This is a genomic window from Niabella aquatica, assembly GCF_054779315.1.
This window is the reverse complement of the sequence record NZ_BAAGYM010000038.1, coordinates 259,719-277,832: the sequence shown is the minus strand read 5'-3', so window position 1 is coordinate 277,832 and position 18,114 is coordinate 259,719. Positions and strand designations below refer to the sequence as shown.

At 44.4% G+C, this 18,114-nt stretch carries 11 protein-coding genes and 1 riboswitch; of the genes, 6 read left to right on the top strand and 5 right to left on the bottom strand.

The features are described 5' to 3' along the window. Positions 1 to 187: 187 nt before the first annotated feature. The 5 genes from ACYVBM_RS20840 to ACYVBM_RS20820 form a co-directional block, all read right to left on the bottom strand. Positions 188 to 1,966, bottom strand: a complete 1,779-nt coding sequence (locus ACYVBM_RS20840; RefSeq protein WP_460687635.1) for a serine/threonine protein kinase — start codon at positions 1,964 to 1,966, stop codon at positions 188 to 190. 19 nt (positions 1,967 to 1,985) lie between these two features. Continuing rightward, a complete protein-coding gene (locus ACYVBM_RS20835; protein ID WP_460687634.1) occupies positions 1,986 to 2,843 on the bottom strand; it encodes a Stp1/IreP family PP2C-type Ser/Thr phosphatase in 858 nt (285 codons plus the stop codon). A gap of 20 nt (positions 2,844 to 2,863) precedes the next feature. After that, positions 2,864 to 3,517, bottom strand: a complete 654-nt coding sequence (locus ACYVBM_RS20830; RefSeq protein ID WP_460687633.1) for a hypothetical protein — start codon at positions 3,515 to 3,517, stop codon at positions 2,864 to 2,866. A gap of 40 nt (positions 3,518 to 3,557) precedes the next feature. Next, complete coding sequence (locus ACYVBM_RS20825) at positions 3,558 to 5,246, bottom strand: FHA domain-containing protein (protein ID WP_460687632.1); 1,689 nt, start codon at positions 5,244 to 5,246, stop codon at positions 3,558 to 3,560. Positions 5,247 to 5,831: 585 nt separating this feature from the next. Next, positions 5,832 to 6,842, bottom strand: coding sequence for a hypothetical protein (locus ACYVBM_RS20820; RefSeq protein WP_460687631.1), 1,011 nt, complete (start codon positions 6,840 to 6,842; stop codon positions 5,832 to 5,834). Between the two features lie 226 nt (positions 6,843 to 7,068). Here ACYVBM_RS20820 and ACYVBM_RS20815 point away from each other — a divergent pair, with 226 nt between their 5' ends. The 6 genes from ACYVBM_RS20815 (at position 7,069) to ACYVBM_RS20790 (ending at position 18,101) form a co-directional block, all read left to right on the top strand. Further along, positions 7,069 to 9,006, top strand: coding sequence for a tetratricopeptide repeat-containing sensor histidine kinase (locus ACYVBM_RS20815; protein WP_460687630.1), 1,938 nt, complete (start codon positions 7,069 to 7,071; stop codon positions 9,004 to 9,006). Positions 9,007 to 9,183: 177 nt separating this feature from the next. Continuing rightward, positions 9,184 to 9,849 (top strand): response regulator transcription factor, encoded by a 666-nt coding sequence (locus ACYVBM_RS20810; protein WP_460687629.1) that lies wholly within the window; start codon positions 9,184 to 9,186, stop codon positions 9,847 to 9,849. 188 nt (positions 9,850 to 10,037) lie between these two features. Continuing rightward, complete coding sequence (locus ACYVBM_RS20805) at positions 10,038 to 11,363, top strand: sulfite exporter TauE/SafE family protein (RefSeq protein ID WP_460687628.1); 1,326 nt, start codon at positions 10,038 to 10,040, stop codon at positions 11,361 to 11,363. Positions 11,364 to 11,428: 65 nt separating this feature from the next. Continuing rightward, a riboswitch (SAM riboswitch) is annotated at positions 11,429 to 11,543 on the top strand. Between the two features lie 145 nt (positions 11,544 to 11,688). After that, positions 11,689 to 12,867, top strand: a complete 1,179-nt coding sequence (locus ACYVBM_RS20800; protein WP_460687627.1) for a trans-sulfuration enzyme family protein — start codon at positions 11,689 to 11,691, stop codon at positions 12,865 to 12,867. 417 nt (positions 12,868 to 13,284) lie between these two features. Beyond that, positions 13,285 to 16,347 (top strand): SusC/RagA family TonB-linked outer membrane protein, encoded by a 3,063-nt coding sequence (locus ACYVBM_RS20795; protein WP_460687626.1) that lies wholly within the window; start codon positions 13,285 to 13,287, stop codon positions 16,345 to 16,347. Positions 16,348 to 16,388: 41 nt separating this feature from the next. Continuing rightward, a complete protein-coding gene (locus tag ACYVBM_RS20790; RefSeq protein WP_460687625.1) occupies positions 16,389 to 18,101 on the top strand; it encodes a RagB/SusD family nutrient uptake outer membrane protein in 1,713 nt (570 codons plus the stop codon). Positions 18,102 to 18,114: the final 13 nt, after the last annotated feature.

Sequence of the window (18,114 nt, the reverse complement as noted above, 5' to 3'; positions counted from 1 at the left end):
AAACACAAGAAAAGATATGATTAAATCCTATACAACGCATTTCATTTGCGAAAGCCAGTATCATGTCAAAGATAAATGTGGTAACGCCTGCCTGTAATCTTATTATTACTTTTAGCTCAATACAAAAAGGGCTCCCTGATATGTGGAGCCCTTAAATCATCACCAATCACAAACAGCCTTTATATTTTTATGGCACCAGTGTGCCGCGCAAACTGGTTTTGAAGCCTTTTCCTGAAAAAACAGTTTCCATACTCGCTCCAATTTCCGAGCGATCAAGGCGGGCTGTACGGCCCCTCGCATTGAGCGAATTAAAAACAATGCTCATCCGTCTCGATCCCAGGCCCTTTATCTTACCATGCAAAACAGTTCCTTTAGGAAGGATCACTTCACCCCGCAACATGCCTGGCTCTAACAATTTAAAAGTTATCTGCTGGCCTTCGATTGCCGTTTCTTTACTTAAATTTTCCCGTAGTGCAATAACCACGGGCATGCCCCTTCCCCGTAATGTTATCGGTCCGCCGGATGCTACATCATCCGGGTCGTTTTCCTCAGCTTCTGCAACATCAGGCCTGGGTGTAACCTGTGGTTGGGGCTTCGGCTTTGTATCTGCCTGGCCGGGTTTTACAGAAGTACTGCTTCCGTTATTTTGAGCAGATGGTCTTTGCTCCGGCTTTTTAGAACCCGTTGAAGCCGCTCCCGGATTAATCACTTTCTGCTGCAACAAGGCAAGCTGGCTCTCATTTTGTTTCTTTTTATTTAAAATAAAGTTGATGGAGTCGTTATTCATTTTGTTTTCAGTAATATCTTCCACCATATTATTGCCAGCAGGGATTTGCTCTGGATCAGTAATTATGCCGTTCTGCAGTTTACTTTCCGGTTCATGAGTATCCGGGAAAAAAGTGATCAATGTAAAAAGAAGAATGATCAATGCAGCAGCAACAGCATACCACCATTTGCTTTTAAATACAGGCAGCAGCTTTTTTTTACGTACCTGATCCATATCCAATAAAGTAGTAGCGGATATTTCTTTATGTTCTTTGTGTAATAGAGTTGCCGGTGCAGCTGCTCTCAACAAGGTAGCTTCCTGTATATCCGGCAACTTTTGTTCTGCAGTAGCTGCTGGTTCTATCAATCCCGGCGGAATTTGTTTCATACCGGGGAAAGCCTCCTGCAAAGACCTTGAAAATGCTTCTACCGTTCTATAACGGTCTGCGGGTTTTTTCTCCAATGCCTTCAGCACAATCTCAGATAGCTGATGGGGGATATTATTATTCCAATTGTCGGGTAATGCCGGTTTTTCTTTTACAATTTCCTGCATCAGCATGTAATCGCTTTTGCCTGTAAAAGGCAGCCTTCCGGTAAGCATTTCATACATCGTTACACCCATCGCGTAAATATCCGAGACCGGTGAAGGCTCCTGGCCTTCGATCAGCTCAGGTGCCAGGAACTCTAAAGTGCCGATCACCCGGCTTACCTGGGTAAGCTTTACCTGGTCCGACATTTTTGCAATGCCGAAGTCCATCAGCTTAATGGTATTATAGGGTGTTAACATAAGGTTAGCAGGCTTAATATCGCGGTGCAATACACCCTTACTATGCGCGTGAGCCAGGCCTTCCAATGCCTGAGCAATCATAGGAACCACAGCGTGACAGGGAATTGTATGATTTCGTTTAATCAGTTGATCCAGGTTCTCGCCTTCTACATATTCCATTATCATGTAGTAATCACCATTGTTTTGCAAATAGTTATATAATACAGCAATATTGGGATGTGTAAGTCGGGCCAGGGTTTTGGCTTCGTTCCGGAAACGCTCCAGGAAAGAAGGCTGGTTGGTTAAAGATGTATTTAAGCTTTTGACAGCAACTACACGCCCGAGGACAGTGTCGGTGGCTTTATATACACGTCCCATGCCTCCTTCGCCCAGCAAAGCTTCTATATAATAGTTTTGTAAGGTTGTTCCGATCATGACTTTAAATTTTCTATCATTAAGGAATTTCAAAATCCCGCGTGCTTTTTAACCGGGGGATAGATGATTGATCTTCGCTGGTTGCTAACAGTACAGTAATATTATCATGGCCTCCTCTTTTTTTTGCTTCAGAAACCAGACTGTTTGCCGCAGCAGTTATATTGCCAGAGGTATTTATAATAGCAGCCATCTCTTCGTCTGCGACCAGGTCATATAAGCCATCGGAGCAGAGCAGCAGGGTGTTCCCGGTATCAAAAGCAATATCAGCTTTCAGGACATCGCCGTTGATAAGCGGCTTTGTTCCTAAAGCGCTTAACAGTACATTACGTTCAGGATGGCTGGCAGCCTGTGCTTCGGTTATCAGCCCCATATCTACCAGTTGCTGCACAACCGTCTGGTCTTTACTCAACCTTAAAAAACCATCCTTTCCCAAAAGATAGGCCCTGCTGTCTCCCACATGTGCCAGGTAAATACTGCTGTCCTTTATCATTACAGCAGTGATAGTAGTACCCATTCCGGAATACTGAGAATCGGTAAGCGATGCCTCAAATACAGCATGGTTGGCCTTTCTCAAGGCATATTTAAGCGATTTGCAAATATTACCGCGATGATTAAAATAGGCCGTTGCAAAAACGCTGAGGGCCATCTCGCTGGCTATCTCCCCGCTGTTATGCCCGCCCATGCCATCTGCGAGCATCAGCAGGCACCCTTTGTTTTTCTGCAATGGCCCTTCAGTAAAACTGATAACCGCCCCGTCTTCATTATTGCTGCGAACATTTCCCTTATCCGTGGCAATAACTGCTGCCAGCCCTTCAAGCACCGCCCTGCTCCGGAACCTGCGAACCTGTATATTATTCCTCTTTAAAAACCAGCTCATATACTAACTTTAAAGAAGCATTATCCGATCTTTCTTCTGAAAGCTATAATAGCAAGCAGCGACAGGCCGCCAAGCGCCAGCAGCGAGTAGCCTGTTGTTTTCATTTTTGCATTGCCCAGCGTGGTGATGCTCTCGGTAGGCATTTTATACTTCACCAGCACATTGTTGAACTCATCCCGGTCGAACTCCATATTGCCGGCGGCAACAGGCAGGGTAACTTTCATGCTATTCTGGATAATCACATTATTACCGCCCATTTGCGACACCACGCAGTTAAAAGAGTTTTCGGTAAGTTTCATGGGCTGCGCATCCCTTAAACCTACCGAGGCTATCCATTTATCTTTTCCCAGGTATTCCACAATTCCTTTAGCTTTATACTGAATAGTAAAAGAACGTTCCATTTCATTAGGCACATACTTAAAATCGTACACGTAATACGGGCTTAAAGATCTTTCAATGCTGCGCTTCACATTGGACGCATTGCCACCGCCATACATATAGTTCCAGTTGATCCACTGCTGGGCAGTCAGCTGCCCCGAGGTTTCAAATATGGCATTTCCTGTTGAATCGATATGGGCTTCGGTATTGATCATCATATTTCCCGAAGTTGACTGAGCTGTTATATTGCCGCTAGCAATAACCGCAAATAAAATAGTATATATTATTTTTTTCATTGTTGTTATGATTTGAGATGATTGATAAATAAGCCACAGGTTATTGCTGTACAGGCTGACCGTTCTGTACCTGCTGCTGCTGATCTTCAAAAACAAACGGCCCGCCTGTTGCAAACCTGGCAGCCATTTCATCTACCTTGGTACGAAGGAATGCATCGTCGGACAATTCCATTTGCTGCACACCCCTTTTATTTAATGCATTTACATCAACCAATGTGTAGCGCGGGTCGCCCTGCTGAACCTTCTGCATAAACTCCCTTATGTTTTTCATGCCTACCTGAAACGCCTCTATAGGGCCAGCAATATTACCCAAGCCTTCACCTCCTACGGCAGTAGCTTCTATTGCATACAGGTTGCCATTGTACCTGATCCCGGGGTAGGCATGGCCGGGAATAAAGAAAATAACAGGCTCCAGCCCCGCAGCCGCGAATACGCTGGCATACAGGAAAGACATTTCTATGCAAAGACCGGTGTTACCGGTTATTACTTCACGTGGTAACCGTATTTTCTGCTTGGTGCTTTGAATATCGCCTATTTGTCCCCAAATGCCGTCTGTAGCACTATACACCATATGCGTACGGCGCGTAGCTTCGTAAACGCCCATCATAAACCGGATCGCTTCCCTGTCGCCACCGCCCACTGCTGCCGTTTCACCACCTAATAATTTTTCCTGGATCTGCTGCGCATAGTATTTTACAATAGGATCCTGTGGCGTTACAAAAACCGGTGCGAGATCATTATTATCTTCCATATCAACCACGCCCCTTACTTCGCTTGCAGGCACATTGGTATATAAAAAGTCATTACGGCTGAGCATTTCAAAAGTATAAGCCTTCTCATATCTTTCGGGTTTACCGTCTGATAAATAAGTGATACGTATCTGTACTCTCTCGGTCGACTCTGTAGTTTTTTCCGTAACCTTTTGAGGAAACTGCGGATAAATAGTAACCACCGCTGAACCTTTGGGAAGGATATGCTTAATTTCAGATGCAGTGGTCCAGTTAATATATCCCGGAACGGCATATTCCACTTTAACATCTTTCAGCTCACCGCCTCCTTTATTATCAATTACCAGTTTTGAAAAATAATACCGTCCGTCCAGCGCCATAGGATTGGCATACACTTTATAGGCCGCAGGCATCATCGCCTGCATCGGAAATATCCTGATATCCATTTCTCCTTCACCAGCCATTTTCGCAATAATGTTTTTTTCCCTGTTTCCCTTCCATAAGGTACCGCCGCCACATAGCAGAAGCACCAAAGGCAGTGCCAGCCAATACATCCATTTAGAAGAAGCATTCTGAACAGGCCGGGATGTAAAGCTCTTTACATCAATTGTTGTAGTAGCCGGAGAAATATTCACTAATTGTGTAGGTAACGGCGCCCTGTAAGGCTTGGGATCGAGGTCGAAAATAAAAGCAGGGCCGTTCTCTCCCAGTTTTATCTCATCGCCGGGCTGCAGCAGTACATTGCCTGTAACTTTTTTACCGTTTACAAAAGTGCCGTTGCGCGAACCGTTATCTACAATAATAAAGCAATCATCGGCTTTCTTAACAATCTTTCCGTGCTCGCGGCTTACGATCAGTTCGGTTTCGGGATCAAACCGGATGTCGTTATTGGTATCGCGCCCGATCAACAGCTCGGGCTTGCTGAAGTCAAATTCCTCTACCTGGCTGTTCTTTACGCCATTGATGTAGCGAATGACATACTTTTCAGTAGTTTGTGACATGATGTGTTTGTTTATGGTGATAGAATTGGTAATCCGTTCACAAATTTCCTCCGGCGATCAGCCCCGTACAATAATCCATTTGGATAGTTTCTGTATCAGCCGCGGACATTTTACCTATACTATCGGGGAAGATGTTAAAAGGTCATCAAAAGGGTTGAGTGAGAAAGTTTAATTTGCCCGGCCCCATAGAGACAGTTACAAATCACCAGTTTCAAGTTTCTGGCAACCTGAAACCAGCAACTAAAAAATCATCAACGGTCACATCCTTCTTCTTTTGCCCATCGCAATAAGCTTACGAGACTGATGAATAACCTATATACTAGTGTACAGCCAGCTACTACAAACACGCGCACAGGAAGCAGAAAGGGCGGAGTAACGCCCAGAAGCCTGGTTCCGGCTGTTTAAGCTGCCATTGGTGTTTCCGGCAGCTTATTCTTTGATATGCGTTGCTTTTTATTGTATAAACCAAAAAATTGCCCATAGCGTTTTTAGCATTATCACTAAAGTATCGGATGGCAAATCGTTTTTTACGGCCGGCATTTCCCGTTTATCCTCACGTATTTTTTATGCCGGCAAGTACATTTCCTAAAACACCGCATTACCCCGGATATATCCGCTTGCTTTCACACCGTTTCCTTTGGGTTTGGCGTTCCACTTATCCATTTCGGTGAGATTGTTAAAAGTGAGAATGAACTGGCTGCGGCCATCAGAAGTTACTGATATCTGCTCTCCATTTGCACCAAATGTACGCTCGCGACTATTATTGATCTGCTCACTGCCATCATAATACCACTGCACATGCATCAGTGTTGTGAAGCCCTGTGCCCCAAACACCATGGCCTGCGGTGGATGTACCTCCTTACCATCCCATCGCACGAACATCTGCATGCGTTCCCCGTTGCGATCTATACCATAACCGTAGATATAAAAACCAGTATTACCATACCTGTCCTGGTTGGCGGCTACCGTGCTTTTGATAAAATAAGCTTGATTGTCAAATGCCAGATAGCCCATCCCCAGCGATTTATTGTACAGGTTAACGAGTTCGAGCGCTATATCTGTATAGTTGCTGGATGTACTTGCCGCTGTTTGGGGGCTGACAGATGCCTGTTGCAAAGCCAGCAATATATTGCCGGTTTTGTTGGTTTGTATTCCTGAGAGCTTTTTATTCACCCGCAGCCGTATCCGCATGCTCTTGCTCTCGGTATTGCTTAATTCGAAATCAAAACTTGCAGGGTTGTCCAGCACAGAGGCATTTTCAACGGTTGCCTGATCGATCTTCAATATCTTATTCCCTTCTTTTCGCCATTTACCTGTAAACTTTCCCAACGGATAAAGGTATCCGTTGCAGTTGCCGTCCGTTTTTAGGGAGAGGTAATCTTTTTCGCTCACATCGATGTTGTATTTATGCTCCGCACCATCATAGAACGCGGTCACCTCATACTTTCCTTCGCCTCCTATTGGTGCCCATACCGTGGCAAAGCCATCTTCGGAATTGCTATTATTGTCTTTTTTGCAGCCAGGCAGGGATAATAACAGGATGCCCCCGAACATTATCATTGCGAATGAGAATACTTTTGAAATCATTTTTTTCATATCTAATTATTTTATTATTTTCATCGGCCCAGCGCGATGCGCGGCAATGAGCTCCAGTTCCTTTTGGAGCTAAAAATCATAACCCGGCAAGCGTTCGGATATCTGCTGATCGAATCGCAAGGCCGTCAACCCGTTCACAAATCTCTTTACAATATTCATCACCGGCAATGCTCCATTTGGATAGTTTTTAAACAAAGTGGATTAGGTATCTTTACAAAAAACTGCTGTGCGGCCATACACCTCTGTAATTACAGTATTATCGATCATCTTTTTTTCCTGTGTCTACGGCCAGACAAAAACCGTAGACAGCCTTTTATATAATATTCATCATAGCTCCACCCCCCATAAAAGGCTTGAGGCTATACTGGCCTTTTGCGGTGAATACCAAAGCATCAACCGTGACACCTTTGAAGTATATAGCAAAGAAGCAATAAAACTGGCCGCTGTATATGGCAATAAAAAACAAAAAGACCTCGCCGATATAGCAATGGCCAATTGCTATTATCGCTGGGGCTGGGCAGACAGCTCAGTTATGATCATCGACCCTGTAATTAAAAGCAATGATGTGCAAAAACCTGATGAACGTGATATCTATTTTAATGCTTCCCGGCAAAAAGCTATGTATCTCGGAGGGAAAAACGAGTTTGCACCGGCACTCGACATACTTTATAAAATAACCGGTGAAGCCGAAAAGCTAACCGATACTATTGTTTACAGTACCAACATTAATACTATCGGATCGATAGCCCTGGCAAGAAAAGCACCCAATATCTCAATGAAATGGTTCCGGCAGGCCCTTTCCTGGCTAACCGCTTCCGAAAAATACGACAAAGTAAAAGCAGCGATATTCGCTAATATGAGCGAGGCCTATAACCAAAACAACAAAACCGACAGCGCACTGTATTTCAGCCAAAAAGCCATCAGCCTTTACCAAAAAATACAACTTTTATACGGGTTGGGAATCGCCTACCAGCGTCAGGCCGGTATATATCAAAAGCTGAAACAATACAACAAGGCTGAAGCCTCGCTGAAAGAAATGATTCGTGTGAGGGCATCGATGAGCGACGGTTCTATGTATACGGATGATAATCTTACGCTCATTGATTTCTACCTGGAAACCGGCCAGGTGGACAGTGCCATAGCATTTTGCCAACGCAACCTTATTTCGGGCAATATATATTCGCCCAGTATTGACAACGGCAAAACATTAATGAATACGCTTAGCTTCAGAATTTCGTTTTATGAAGCTCTTGCCAGATGCTATCAAAAGAAAAAAGACCATGCTTTATACGCTCAAACACTTGCACAAATCATCCATGCCAAAGATTCTTTGTATGCGTTGCAACAGGAGCGGGCCATTGCCGATATCCAGACAAAATACGATGTTCAGAAAAAAGAAACTACGATCGTGCAACAGCAATTGGATATATCCAGAAAAAAAAACCAGCTGGTTCTATATACCAGCATTACGCTATTTATTTTAATGATCAGCCTGCTTTATTTTATCAGCTTCAGAAAAAAGCAAAAGCTAAAGGCAGAAAAAGCCGTGCAGGATGCTGAAGAGAAAGAAAGGAAACGAATTGCTGCCGATCTGCACGATAATCTTGGCGTACAGGCTAATGCTATCTTATATACCAGCGAACTGCTGAAGCAGGAGGAAAGCGCCAACAATGAGCTTACTGCCAACCTCAATGATACGGCAAAAGACATGCTCTTTTTTTTAAGAGAAACCTTATGGGCTTTAAAAACGACCGACACAACAACTTCGGGACTTTGGATGCGCATCATCAATTTTATAAGCCAGATGCGAAGGAACTACAGGTATATTACCTTTACCACACCGGGAGTGGCTCCAGGATCGCAGACAATCCCTTCTGCGAAAGCGCTGAACATTTTAATGATCGTTCAGGAAGCCGTTAACAATGCCATAAAACATAGCCGCGCTGAAAATATTGAAACGAACTCTACAGTTACGGAAAAGGAATGGATTGTTACTATTCGCGATAACGGGAAAGGATTTATTATACAGGACGTACAGGATAAAGCGGACAGTCATGGAATCTACAATATGAAACAGCGGGCACTGGTTTCTAAAATAATGATAGATATAAAAAGTAATGAAGATGATGGTACTGCAATTACTTTAAACGTTCCGTTCAGTTAATATATATTTCATGCAGTTTACATAAAGAAATTGTTATTATCACCAACACCGGCGAAATTATTAAAACTTTTGAACTACTGTTTGCACGTGAAATGGAATGATTATATGCTAATAGATTATCCAAATGGATTATTGATATAAAGACATTTAAAACCCAGTTTTGCTTAAAAGTTTACTATGATAAAAGTTGCCATTGTTGATGATAAAATCACCAACCGCAGAATCGTTGCCGACAAACTTTCACGGCACCCGGTTTTTGAAATCATGTTCCAGGCTGCGGATGGAGAAAATTTTCTAGAGCAGATGAAGGAACGGAGTGAAGAGCAGCATCCCCATATTGTTTTAATGGATATTGAGATGCCCCATGTAAACGGAATCACAGCTATTGCAACGGCATCGTCACTATACCCGGATATAAAATTTATAGTGCTGACCATTTTTGATGATGAGGATAAAATCTTCAACGCTATAAAAGCGGGCGCCTGCGGTTATTTGCTGAAAGAAGAAAGCGGGCCTGTCATTGCAGACATGCTTACCAATCTCTGGGAAAGCGGCGCGGGCCCCATATCACCCAGCATTGCGTATAAAATATTGCAGATGGTACAGGCACCCCACACAGCTACTCCTGTTTTAAAGAACAGTACCGAAATATTTCATCTTTCAGAAAGAGAGCAACAAATACTGGAAATGCTGAGCCAGGGATTTGAATACAAGGACATCGGCAATAAACTATTCATCAGTGCCAACACCGTGAAAAAGCACTGTATCAATATTTACCAGAAGCTGCACGTAAACAGCCGCGCCCAGGCCTTGAGAATAGCCTATACCAAAGGCCTGATTTAGAGCGCCTATCGCTATATGACATCTTGCTGGCCCATATATCGCCGGACTTTTTCGTTCGAGGATAGTGGGGGCACAATTTCAAAATTTGCGTTCCACAACAAATAAATAGTCTACCTAATTGGTAGAATATTAAAATATACTATATATTCGCAACCAATTTTACAAAGTGCTACAGCAAATACAGTTATATGAGTGAAGTTTCAATAAAAAGCAATAATGGTATAACCAGCGGCAGGTCTTTTCAGGCATTTCTAAAAACCGAGGAACTGGATATTCTGATAGTGGGCGGAAAAACGGATGCATTAGACCAATTGAATGTATTGCTGACTAATGCAACACAGGCTACCATAAAGATAGTAGCAGAAGACATCCGCGAGGATATACGGGTTTTAGAGGCCCAATTCGATAACGTAAGCATCGAAGAGCGCGCCTTCGAAAAAAGGGACATCAAAAATGCCGACCTGGTTATTGTAGCAGAAACGAGCCGGCATATTATCGAAAAGGTCATGAACGAAGCTGCTCATACAGGCTTAACAGACATCCATATTTTACAGGGAGACTACAAAGCCTCTTATCCTGCTCAGGCCGGTAAAACGAATAGCCTTAATGATCATTCAGTACAAGAAAGAGCAAAAAGAAAAATTTCTTATAAAAGGATAGCATCTTATGCCCTGACAGCTTTTGCCTTTATGCTTATTGGTCATATCGTTTTTTCTTTCTGGCCTTTTGATGCCATCAAAGAACAGGTTCTGACGCTTTATAATTCTTTGGGGCAGTCTTTCCTCATTATGCTTGCGGCAGGTTTTGTTGCACAATTGGTAGATGGCGCATTAGGCATGGGCTATGGCGTTACCAGCGCTACCATTTTGTTATCAGCAGGTGTAAATCCTGCCGCCATCAGCGGCAGCATACACACAGCCGAAATGTTTGCAAGCGGCGCATCAGGTTACAGTCATTATAAATTTGGAAATGTAAACAAGAAGCTGTTTAGAATGCTGCTGATACCCGGCGTAATCGGGGCCATTGCCGGGGCCGTGTTATTAGTGTACCTCGGTGAGAAATACAGCGACCTGGTAAGGCCGCTGCTTGCCTGCTACACTTTATTCTTAGGATTAAAAATTTTGTACAGCGCGTTCAAAAAGCAGATAGCAAAAAAGAAATTCAAGCACTACCGGGCATTAGCCGGAGCTGGCGGATTCTTTGATTCCTTTGGCGGGGGCGGATGGGGACCTATTGTAACAACAACCCTTATTACTAAAGGACGCAGCCCCAGGTATGTGATCGGTTCTGTAAGCCTTAGCGAATTTTTTGTAACACTGGCCAGCGCTTTTACTTTTTTTATTTTACTAGGTGTGAGCCACTGGCAAACTATACTAGGGCTGATTTTGGGGGGACTGATAGCAGCACCGCTGGCAGCAAAGCTGGCCGGCAGACTACCCAGGAAAACCGCCTTTATACTGGTTGGTATTTTGGTTATTATTTGGAGCCTGCGCATACTGGTAAAACTTTTATAAAAAAAAATCCTACAAATATTGTAGACTAATAAAATAACGCTATATTTGCGTCAGTTCTTTTCCATCTCTTATCAAGAAAGGCTGAGGGTAATGGCCCAATGAAGCCTTGGCAACCTCTTTATACATTCTGTTATAAAAAAGGTGCCAAATCCATCCCGTACATTTCGGGACAGATAAGTCAGTGTATAGCTTAGGATTATTTTTGTTGAATGATAATGAGCTCATCTGGTTTGTCGGGTGAGCTTTTTCGTTATAAAGCCATGCCGGTTTCCTTTCTGATAAGGTTTGAATAAAATATTTATCACCTTAAAAATTAAAGATCGTCATGAGCAGCATTGTAACACAAACCCTCCACAGTATTCCGTCGGATCCGCTAACAGGAGCTATATCGGTTCCTATTTACCAAACCTCCACTTTTGTACAGGAAGCGCCAGGAGTAAATTCTGGGTATGATTATTCCAGGACCAATAATCCCACACGTGCCACGCTTGAAAAAATTGCAGCCGGGCTCGAAAGTGGCCATACAGCAGCAGCATTCTCAAGTGGGCTGGCAGCTATTGACGCAGTCATAAAATTATTGCAGGCAGGCGATGAGATAGTTGCTGTTGATGATATTTATGGGGGCGCCTTCAGGTTGTTTACACATATCTATGAAAAGTTCGGGATAAAAGTAACTTATACAGATAGTACCAATGCCAATAACGTGCTCGAGGCCATCACATCAAAAACAAAGCTGATCTGGATAGAAACACCCACCAACCCTACTCTCAAAATTTCGGATATTGAAGTCATTGCAAAAATCGCAAAAGCACATGGGTGTTTACTCTGCGTAGACAACACTTTTGCATCGCCCGTATTGCAGCAACCATTACTATTGGGAGCAGACCTGGTAGTACATTCAGCAACCAAGTACTTAGGCGGCCATTGCGACCTGATAGCCGGCCTGGTGATTACTGAAAACGAAGCGCTTGGCAGCAGGATAAAATTTATACAAAATGCCAGTGGTGCTGTACTGTCTCCCTTTGATAGCTGGTTGATTATCCGGGGCATTGAAACGCTGCACTTACGGGTAAAACAGCACTGCGAAAATGCTGCTACGGTTGCCCGGTTTTTAAAAACCCATCCTGCCGTAGATAAAGTGTTTTACCCGGGCCTGCAAGATCATCCCAATCATGAAATCGCAAAAAGGCAATCCAAAGGCTATGGAGGCGTTGTTTCTTTTACATTAAAAGAAGATACGGAGGCCGCAGCCACCTCTTTTGTAACATCCACAAAATATTTTAAACTGGCAGAAAGCCTGGGTGGCGTAAAAAGCCTCCTATGCCACCCTGCAGCAATGACGCATAAGAGCATACCATCCGAAAAACGCCGTGCAGCGGGGGTTTCGGATAGCCTGATCCGTTTATCTGTCGGCCTGGAAGATGCGGCAGACCTTGTTGAAGACCTTAACCAGGCTTTTAATACGGTAGCGGAAAAGTCCGAACAGCGATATGCTGTTTCATAAAATCTGGGAAAAATAAAATATTAGTCTACTTTTTTGATAGACTAATATTTTAAGATTATATTTGCTGAAATTTTACATTTTTACAACATACCAACCAAGGATAATGAAATGCAGCTCTCGTAAAATATCTTCTCTGCGATGTTTTGTTTTTAAAAAGCAATGCAGCGATATACGATGTATCAGTTACTTATAGGCTTCTTATATTCAAATACTGCAATAGGATCTTTCTTTTTTTTATGATTGACAACGATACAAGTTAGCCAATGTTGGCTGATTGATAATTTAATAAAACGGCCGGTTTCCGTTGGAGCGAAAACCGGCCTGGAAAAATAAACGGCTTCCCTGGCAGGAACAGTTTGCAAGGCAAACTGCATGGCCTTATTTATTCATCTTAATACAAACATAGTGAAAAGCTTTGTGAAAAAAGGTTTATGTTTCCTTATTAACATAACGTTTCTAACTGCACTTTATGCTAACGCCCAGGAGCAATGGAAGGGTATTATACTGGACTCTCTCAGCAGGGTTCCGGTGGAAAACGCATCTGTCCGTGTAAAGAATGCAGCTACTGGTGTTACCACTAACAGCAATGGCGAATTTATACTTACCAGCCCGCAAACATTGCCTGCTACGTTTTTGATAAGCAGGGTTGGATACGAGCCGAAAGAGGTAACGGTCACAGAATTACCGGCAGTAATACTACTGGCTCAAACGGAGGCCCAACTGGAAGACGTGGTAGTGGTAGGATATGGTACACAGCGCAGGAAAGACCTTACAGGCTCCATCGCGTCCGTATCAAAAAAAATATTGGAGAATAACCTCTCTCCCACTGTTGATGTGCTGCTGGGTGGTGCCGTGGCCGGGGTAAATGTTACGCAAAGCTCGGGGCAGCCGGGAGCGCCAGCGGTAATAAGAATAAGAGGAGGCAATTCCATTAATGCCAGCAACAACCCCCTGTATGTAATAGACGGCTTTTTATTCTTTAGCGATAATGCGGCTACTAAAACAGGCTTCGGAACTATTGAAGGGGAAATGAACCCTTTATCGCTCCTGAACCCCTCGGACATTGAATCCATTGACGTTCTGAAAGATGTATCTGCCACAGCCATATATGGGTCCAGAGGTTCCAACGGTGTAATAGTTATCACTACTAAAAAGGGAAAAAAAGGCCATAGCTCTATAGACTACCAGTATATACAGGGCCATGCGCAATCCGTAAAAAAATTAGACCTGTTGAATGCAACACAATGGGCTCGCCTGCAAAAAGATTATTTTTTAAACAAGCCGGGCTATAGCGATGAGGAGATAGCCACGCTGGGCAATGGATATAACTGGCAGGACGCCGTATTGCGCACCGCCCTTTCGCAAAACCACTCACTTTCCATTAGTGGTGGCGATGCCAAATCGCGATACTTCTTATCGGGCAACTACCTTAACCAGGATGGTATTGTGCTTAACTCCGGACTTAAACGTTTTGCGGGCAGGGCAAATTATGAGCGGGAAATTCTGGACGGGCTTAAAATAGGCGTAAACGTTACCGGCAGCAAAAGCGCCCAAAGCACCTTAACCACATTCGAGGCAGTAAATTACAACAGCTCTCCCTATTCTGCGGGCATTGCCAATTCGCTTACTTATGCTTTGTATATGCCGCCGGTGGTACCGTTTTATGCCAACGGGGGAGGATACAATTATAATAACCCTTTTGAATATGCCTATTTAAGAGAGGGTAGTAAAACGGCCAACCCTATATCAGACCTTAAAAACAGCACCGCACAAACTATTTATACTTCGCTGCTGGGCAACTTTTTCGCGCAGTATACAACCAAAGGAGGGCTTACCGCAAAAGTTAGTATAGGCGGCAATTTAGCGCATACTACCCAGAACTATTTTTCGCCATCCTACACCGCCATCGGCCTGGAGCCGCACGGCATAGGCGGTATAGGCAATAAGCATTCGCAGATCGTACTGTCTGAATATACATTATCATACGCCAGGAAGATAAACGATGTACATGCGTTCGATATATTGGGCGGCTATACTTTTCAGCGCACCAAAGCCAATTTCAACACGACATTGAGCTCTGATTTTACCAATGAAGCCCTGGGAGTAAACAACCTGCAGGATGGAAAGCCTTATGGTGCCCGCCCTATCTTTAGCGGCCTCACAGAAAGCAATTTACATTCTTTACTGGGCAGGATCAATTACTCCCTGCTGGATCGCTACCACCTTACCGCTAATTTCAGAAGCGATTATTCTACCCGGTTTGCGAAGAATCATAAATGGGGTATTTTCCCTTCCATCGGGCTTTCCTGGAATATTAATGACGAGGCTTTTCTTAAAGGCAAAAGCTATTTCAGCAACTTAAAGCTAAGGGCCAGCGCGGGTAGCGTGGGCAACCAGGAAATAGGCGACTATGAATACCTGCAGCTTTTAGACGCGGTGTATTATGGCGGCGATGTGGCTTACCGTGTGGGCAACAGTGGCAACGAAAACCTGAAATGGGAAACCACCGCCCAGTATAACATTGGCCTGGATGCAGGCATCCTTAAAGGCCGTTTATCATTTACCGCAGACCTGTACCGCAAGAAAACCTCCGACCTGCTAATACGCGTTCCACCAAAACTTGGAGAGGAGAATGAGCAGTTGATCAACGTGGGTGACCTTGCCAATTCTGGTGTTGAGTTTTCGGTAAATAGTATAATAATCAATAACAGCCGGTTACAATGGTCGGTAGCTGCCAACGCTGCTTATAATCAAAATAAAATAACCAGCCTTTATGATAATATTACAGAACGGGTGCTGGGCGTTGAGATTTTAAAAGTGGGAGAACCTTTGGGCTCCTTTTACGGCCAGGTGTTTGAAGGAGTGGTACAAAACGGGGAAGATGTGTCGCGCCTGCCCACAACGCCTTCCTATACTACGCCGCAGCCCGGCGACCCTAAGTTCAGAGATGTAAACAGGGACAATCATATTGGCGCGGACGACCGCGTGGTATTAGGCCACAAGCAGCCCCGTTTTATATACGGGTTCAACTCCTCTCTTCATTTTAAAGGCTTCGACTTTTTTGTATTGTTTCAGGGCGCGCAGGGGAATAGCGTGTACAACCAGCTGCGCCGGTACCTGGAGCGTCCTACGGATGCCTACAACGTTTCGGCCGTATTGCTAAACGCCTGGACAGAAACCAACCCATCTAACACAGTGCCCCGGATTACCAGTACGCCTTATTCATCAGAGCTGGACAGCCGTTATATAGAAAACGCATCCTTTTTGCGGGTGAAGACGATAACGCTGGGTTATACCATTGGAAAAGCCTCCTTTATGCTGCCTCACTGGCCCTTAAAGCTAAGATTTTTTGCAGCCGCGCAAAACGTCGCCACCATTACGAAATATAAAGGTTACGACCCCGAAATCGCATCCGGCATTGATCTGGGTACATTTCCCATGCCAAAAATCCTATCGTTTGGCATCAATGTATCCTACTAAAATGATCCTTGTATTTATTTATCCATTTAAAATAAACAATTATGAAATCTAAGTTTAATCATCTGGCAATTGCCTTTATAGCGCTAAGCGCTTTAGGGGCAGTTTCCTGCAAAAAAGACGCAGGCGATACCCCGCCCACAGTAATTACGGGAGAATCCGTATGGAAAACCGACCAGGAAGCGCTGGCACAGGCTAACGCGGCGTTCCCACCCTGGCAACGTTTAAGCTCTTCTTATTCTTTCCTGTTAGAATCAGCAACAGAGCATACCATCAGCTTTGAAGGCGCCGATGACCAGGCAGGGCCATTGGTAAGCCTTTTTAAAACTGATGTAAACAACTGGTATCCCACTAAAATTTTTAATTACCTGTACGTAAGCATTGGCGAGGCCAACCGTACTATTTCCAAGGCCGACTCCAGCCATGCCGGCGGCTCGCTTTCGCAGGCAACCATTGACCTGGCCAAAGCAAGGGCCAAGTTCATCAGAGCGCTGGGCTACTCTTATCTTGTAAACCTGTGGGGCGAGGTACCGCTGATTTTAAGCGTGAAACCTACCCAAGCTGAACAAACCACGCGTAAGCCGATTGATGAAGTGTATACGCAAATTGTAAAAGACCTTACAGAAGCAGAAGCTGCGTTGCCTTCTTTTGACATCATCCGCTCCAACCCCAGCAAAGGCGCGGCAAACGCCATATTAGCCAGGGTGTATCTTGCATGGGCCGGCAAGCCGCTATCGCAAAACGAGGTAGCCGCTATCGCCGGTAACAAAGCAGACCCCGCCGCTACCGCCTGGGACAATGGCAGGCTGCAAAAAGCCGTGGAGTATGCCGATAAAGTAATCAACAGCAGCAATTACAGGCTGGAAGACAATTTTGAAAACAACTTTGGAGTGCCTGCCGAAAACAAATCTCCCGAGCACGTATTTACCATTCATCATGATGGAGATGGTTTGGGAGATGCGCAGGGCAACCACCAAACGCACTGTCCGTTCACCTTCAGGTTCGACCTGTACCAGGACAATCATATAGGGCCTGCCGATGTTACGTTGCTTGCCAGGTTTGCGGATAATGATAAACGTAAGCACTACTCATTGTTTACCCGTTTATACAACCAGGATGAGCCGTTGGTAGCAAGCCCGTCCAAAACCGAAGATTATAAAGTTTATAATTATACCTATCCTGTAACATCCCCACGCATTGGCAAATTTGTGCACCGCAACAGCAAGCTCACAGATGTAGCTCCTGGTTCGGAAGCAGGGCAGCCCAATAATATCAACCGCATAGAAATACGTTATGCCGAAGTATTGCTTACAAAAGCGGAAGCTTTGCTGCAATTAGGCAAAAGCGGAGAGGCAGCACAGGTTGTAAACCAGTTGCGCCAAAGGGCCGGGCTGGCTAATTACAGCACACTTACCCAGGAGCAACTGGAGCACGAATGGTACCTTGAGCTTTTCTTTGAGCAAAGGCACTGGTCGAACCTGGTTCGCTGGAGAAAGCTGATAAAAACAGTGCTTACCGATGTTCCCAAATTTGAATACTACAAATCCGATTACAGCTCGGTAGCATCACAGGTTGCTAAATTTGGCCCTGAAAACGACGGGACGGGCGGCACAAAAACCAATTACCCGTTTTTTGCAAAAGTGTATAAGCACCTTCACTCAAAAACAGATAATATAAGCGGGAAATTTTATCGTTTCCCCATCCCTAAAGGGCTTTCGGGTAATGACCTTGGTATCTCGCAAAACCCAGGCTATTAACACATCTATCCAT

Coding starts and splice junctions, on each gene's coding strand:
- ACYVBM_RS20840 (WP_460687635.1), bottom strand. CDS start 1,966: ATGATCGGAACAACCTTACAAAACTATTATATAGAAGCTTTGCTGGGC.
- ACYVBM_RS20835 (WP_460687634.1), bottom strand. CDS start 2,843: ATGAGCTGGTTTTTAAAGAGGAATAATATACAGGTTCGCAGGTTCCGG.
- ACYVBM_RS20830 (WP_460687633.1), bottom strand. CDS start 3,517: ATGAAAAAAATAATATATACTATTTTATTTGCGGTTATTGCTAGCGGC.
- ACYVBM_RS20825 (WP_460687632.1), bottom strand. CDS start 5,246: ATGTCACAAACTACTGAAAAGTATGTCATTCGCTACATCAATGGCGTA.
- ACYVBM_RS20820 (WP_460687631.1), bottom strand. CDS start 6,842: ATGAAAAAAATGATTTCAAAAGTATTCTCATTCGCAATGATAATGTTC.
- ACYVBM_RS20810 (WP_460687629.1), top strand. CDS start 9,184: ATGATAAAAGTTGCCATTGTTGATGATAAAATCACCAACCGCAGAATC.
- ACYVBM_RS20805 (WP_460687628.1), top strand. CDS start 10,038: ATGAGTGAAGTTTCAATAAAAAGCAATAATGGTATAACCAGCGGCAGG.
- ACYVBM_RS20800 (WP_460687627.1), top strand. CDS start 11,689: ATGAGCAGCATTGTAACACAAACCCTCCACAGTATTCCGTCGGATCCG.
- ACYVBM_RS20790 (WP_460687625.1), top strand. CDS start 16,389: ATGAAATCTAAGTTTAATCATCTGGCAATTGCCTTTATAGCGCTAAGC.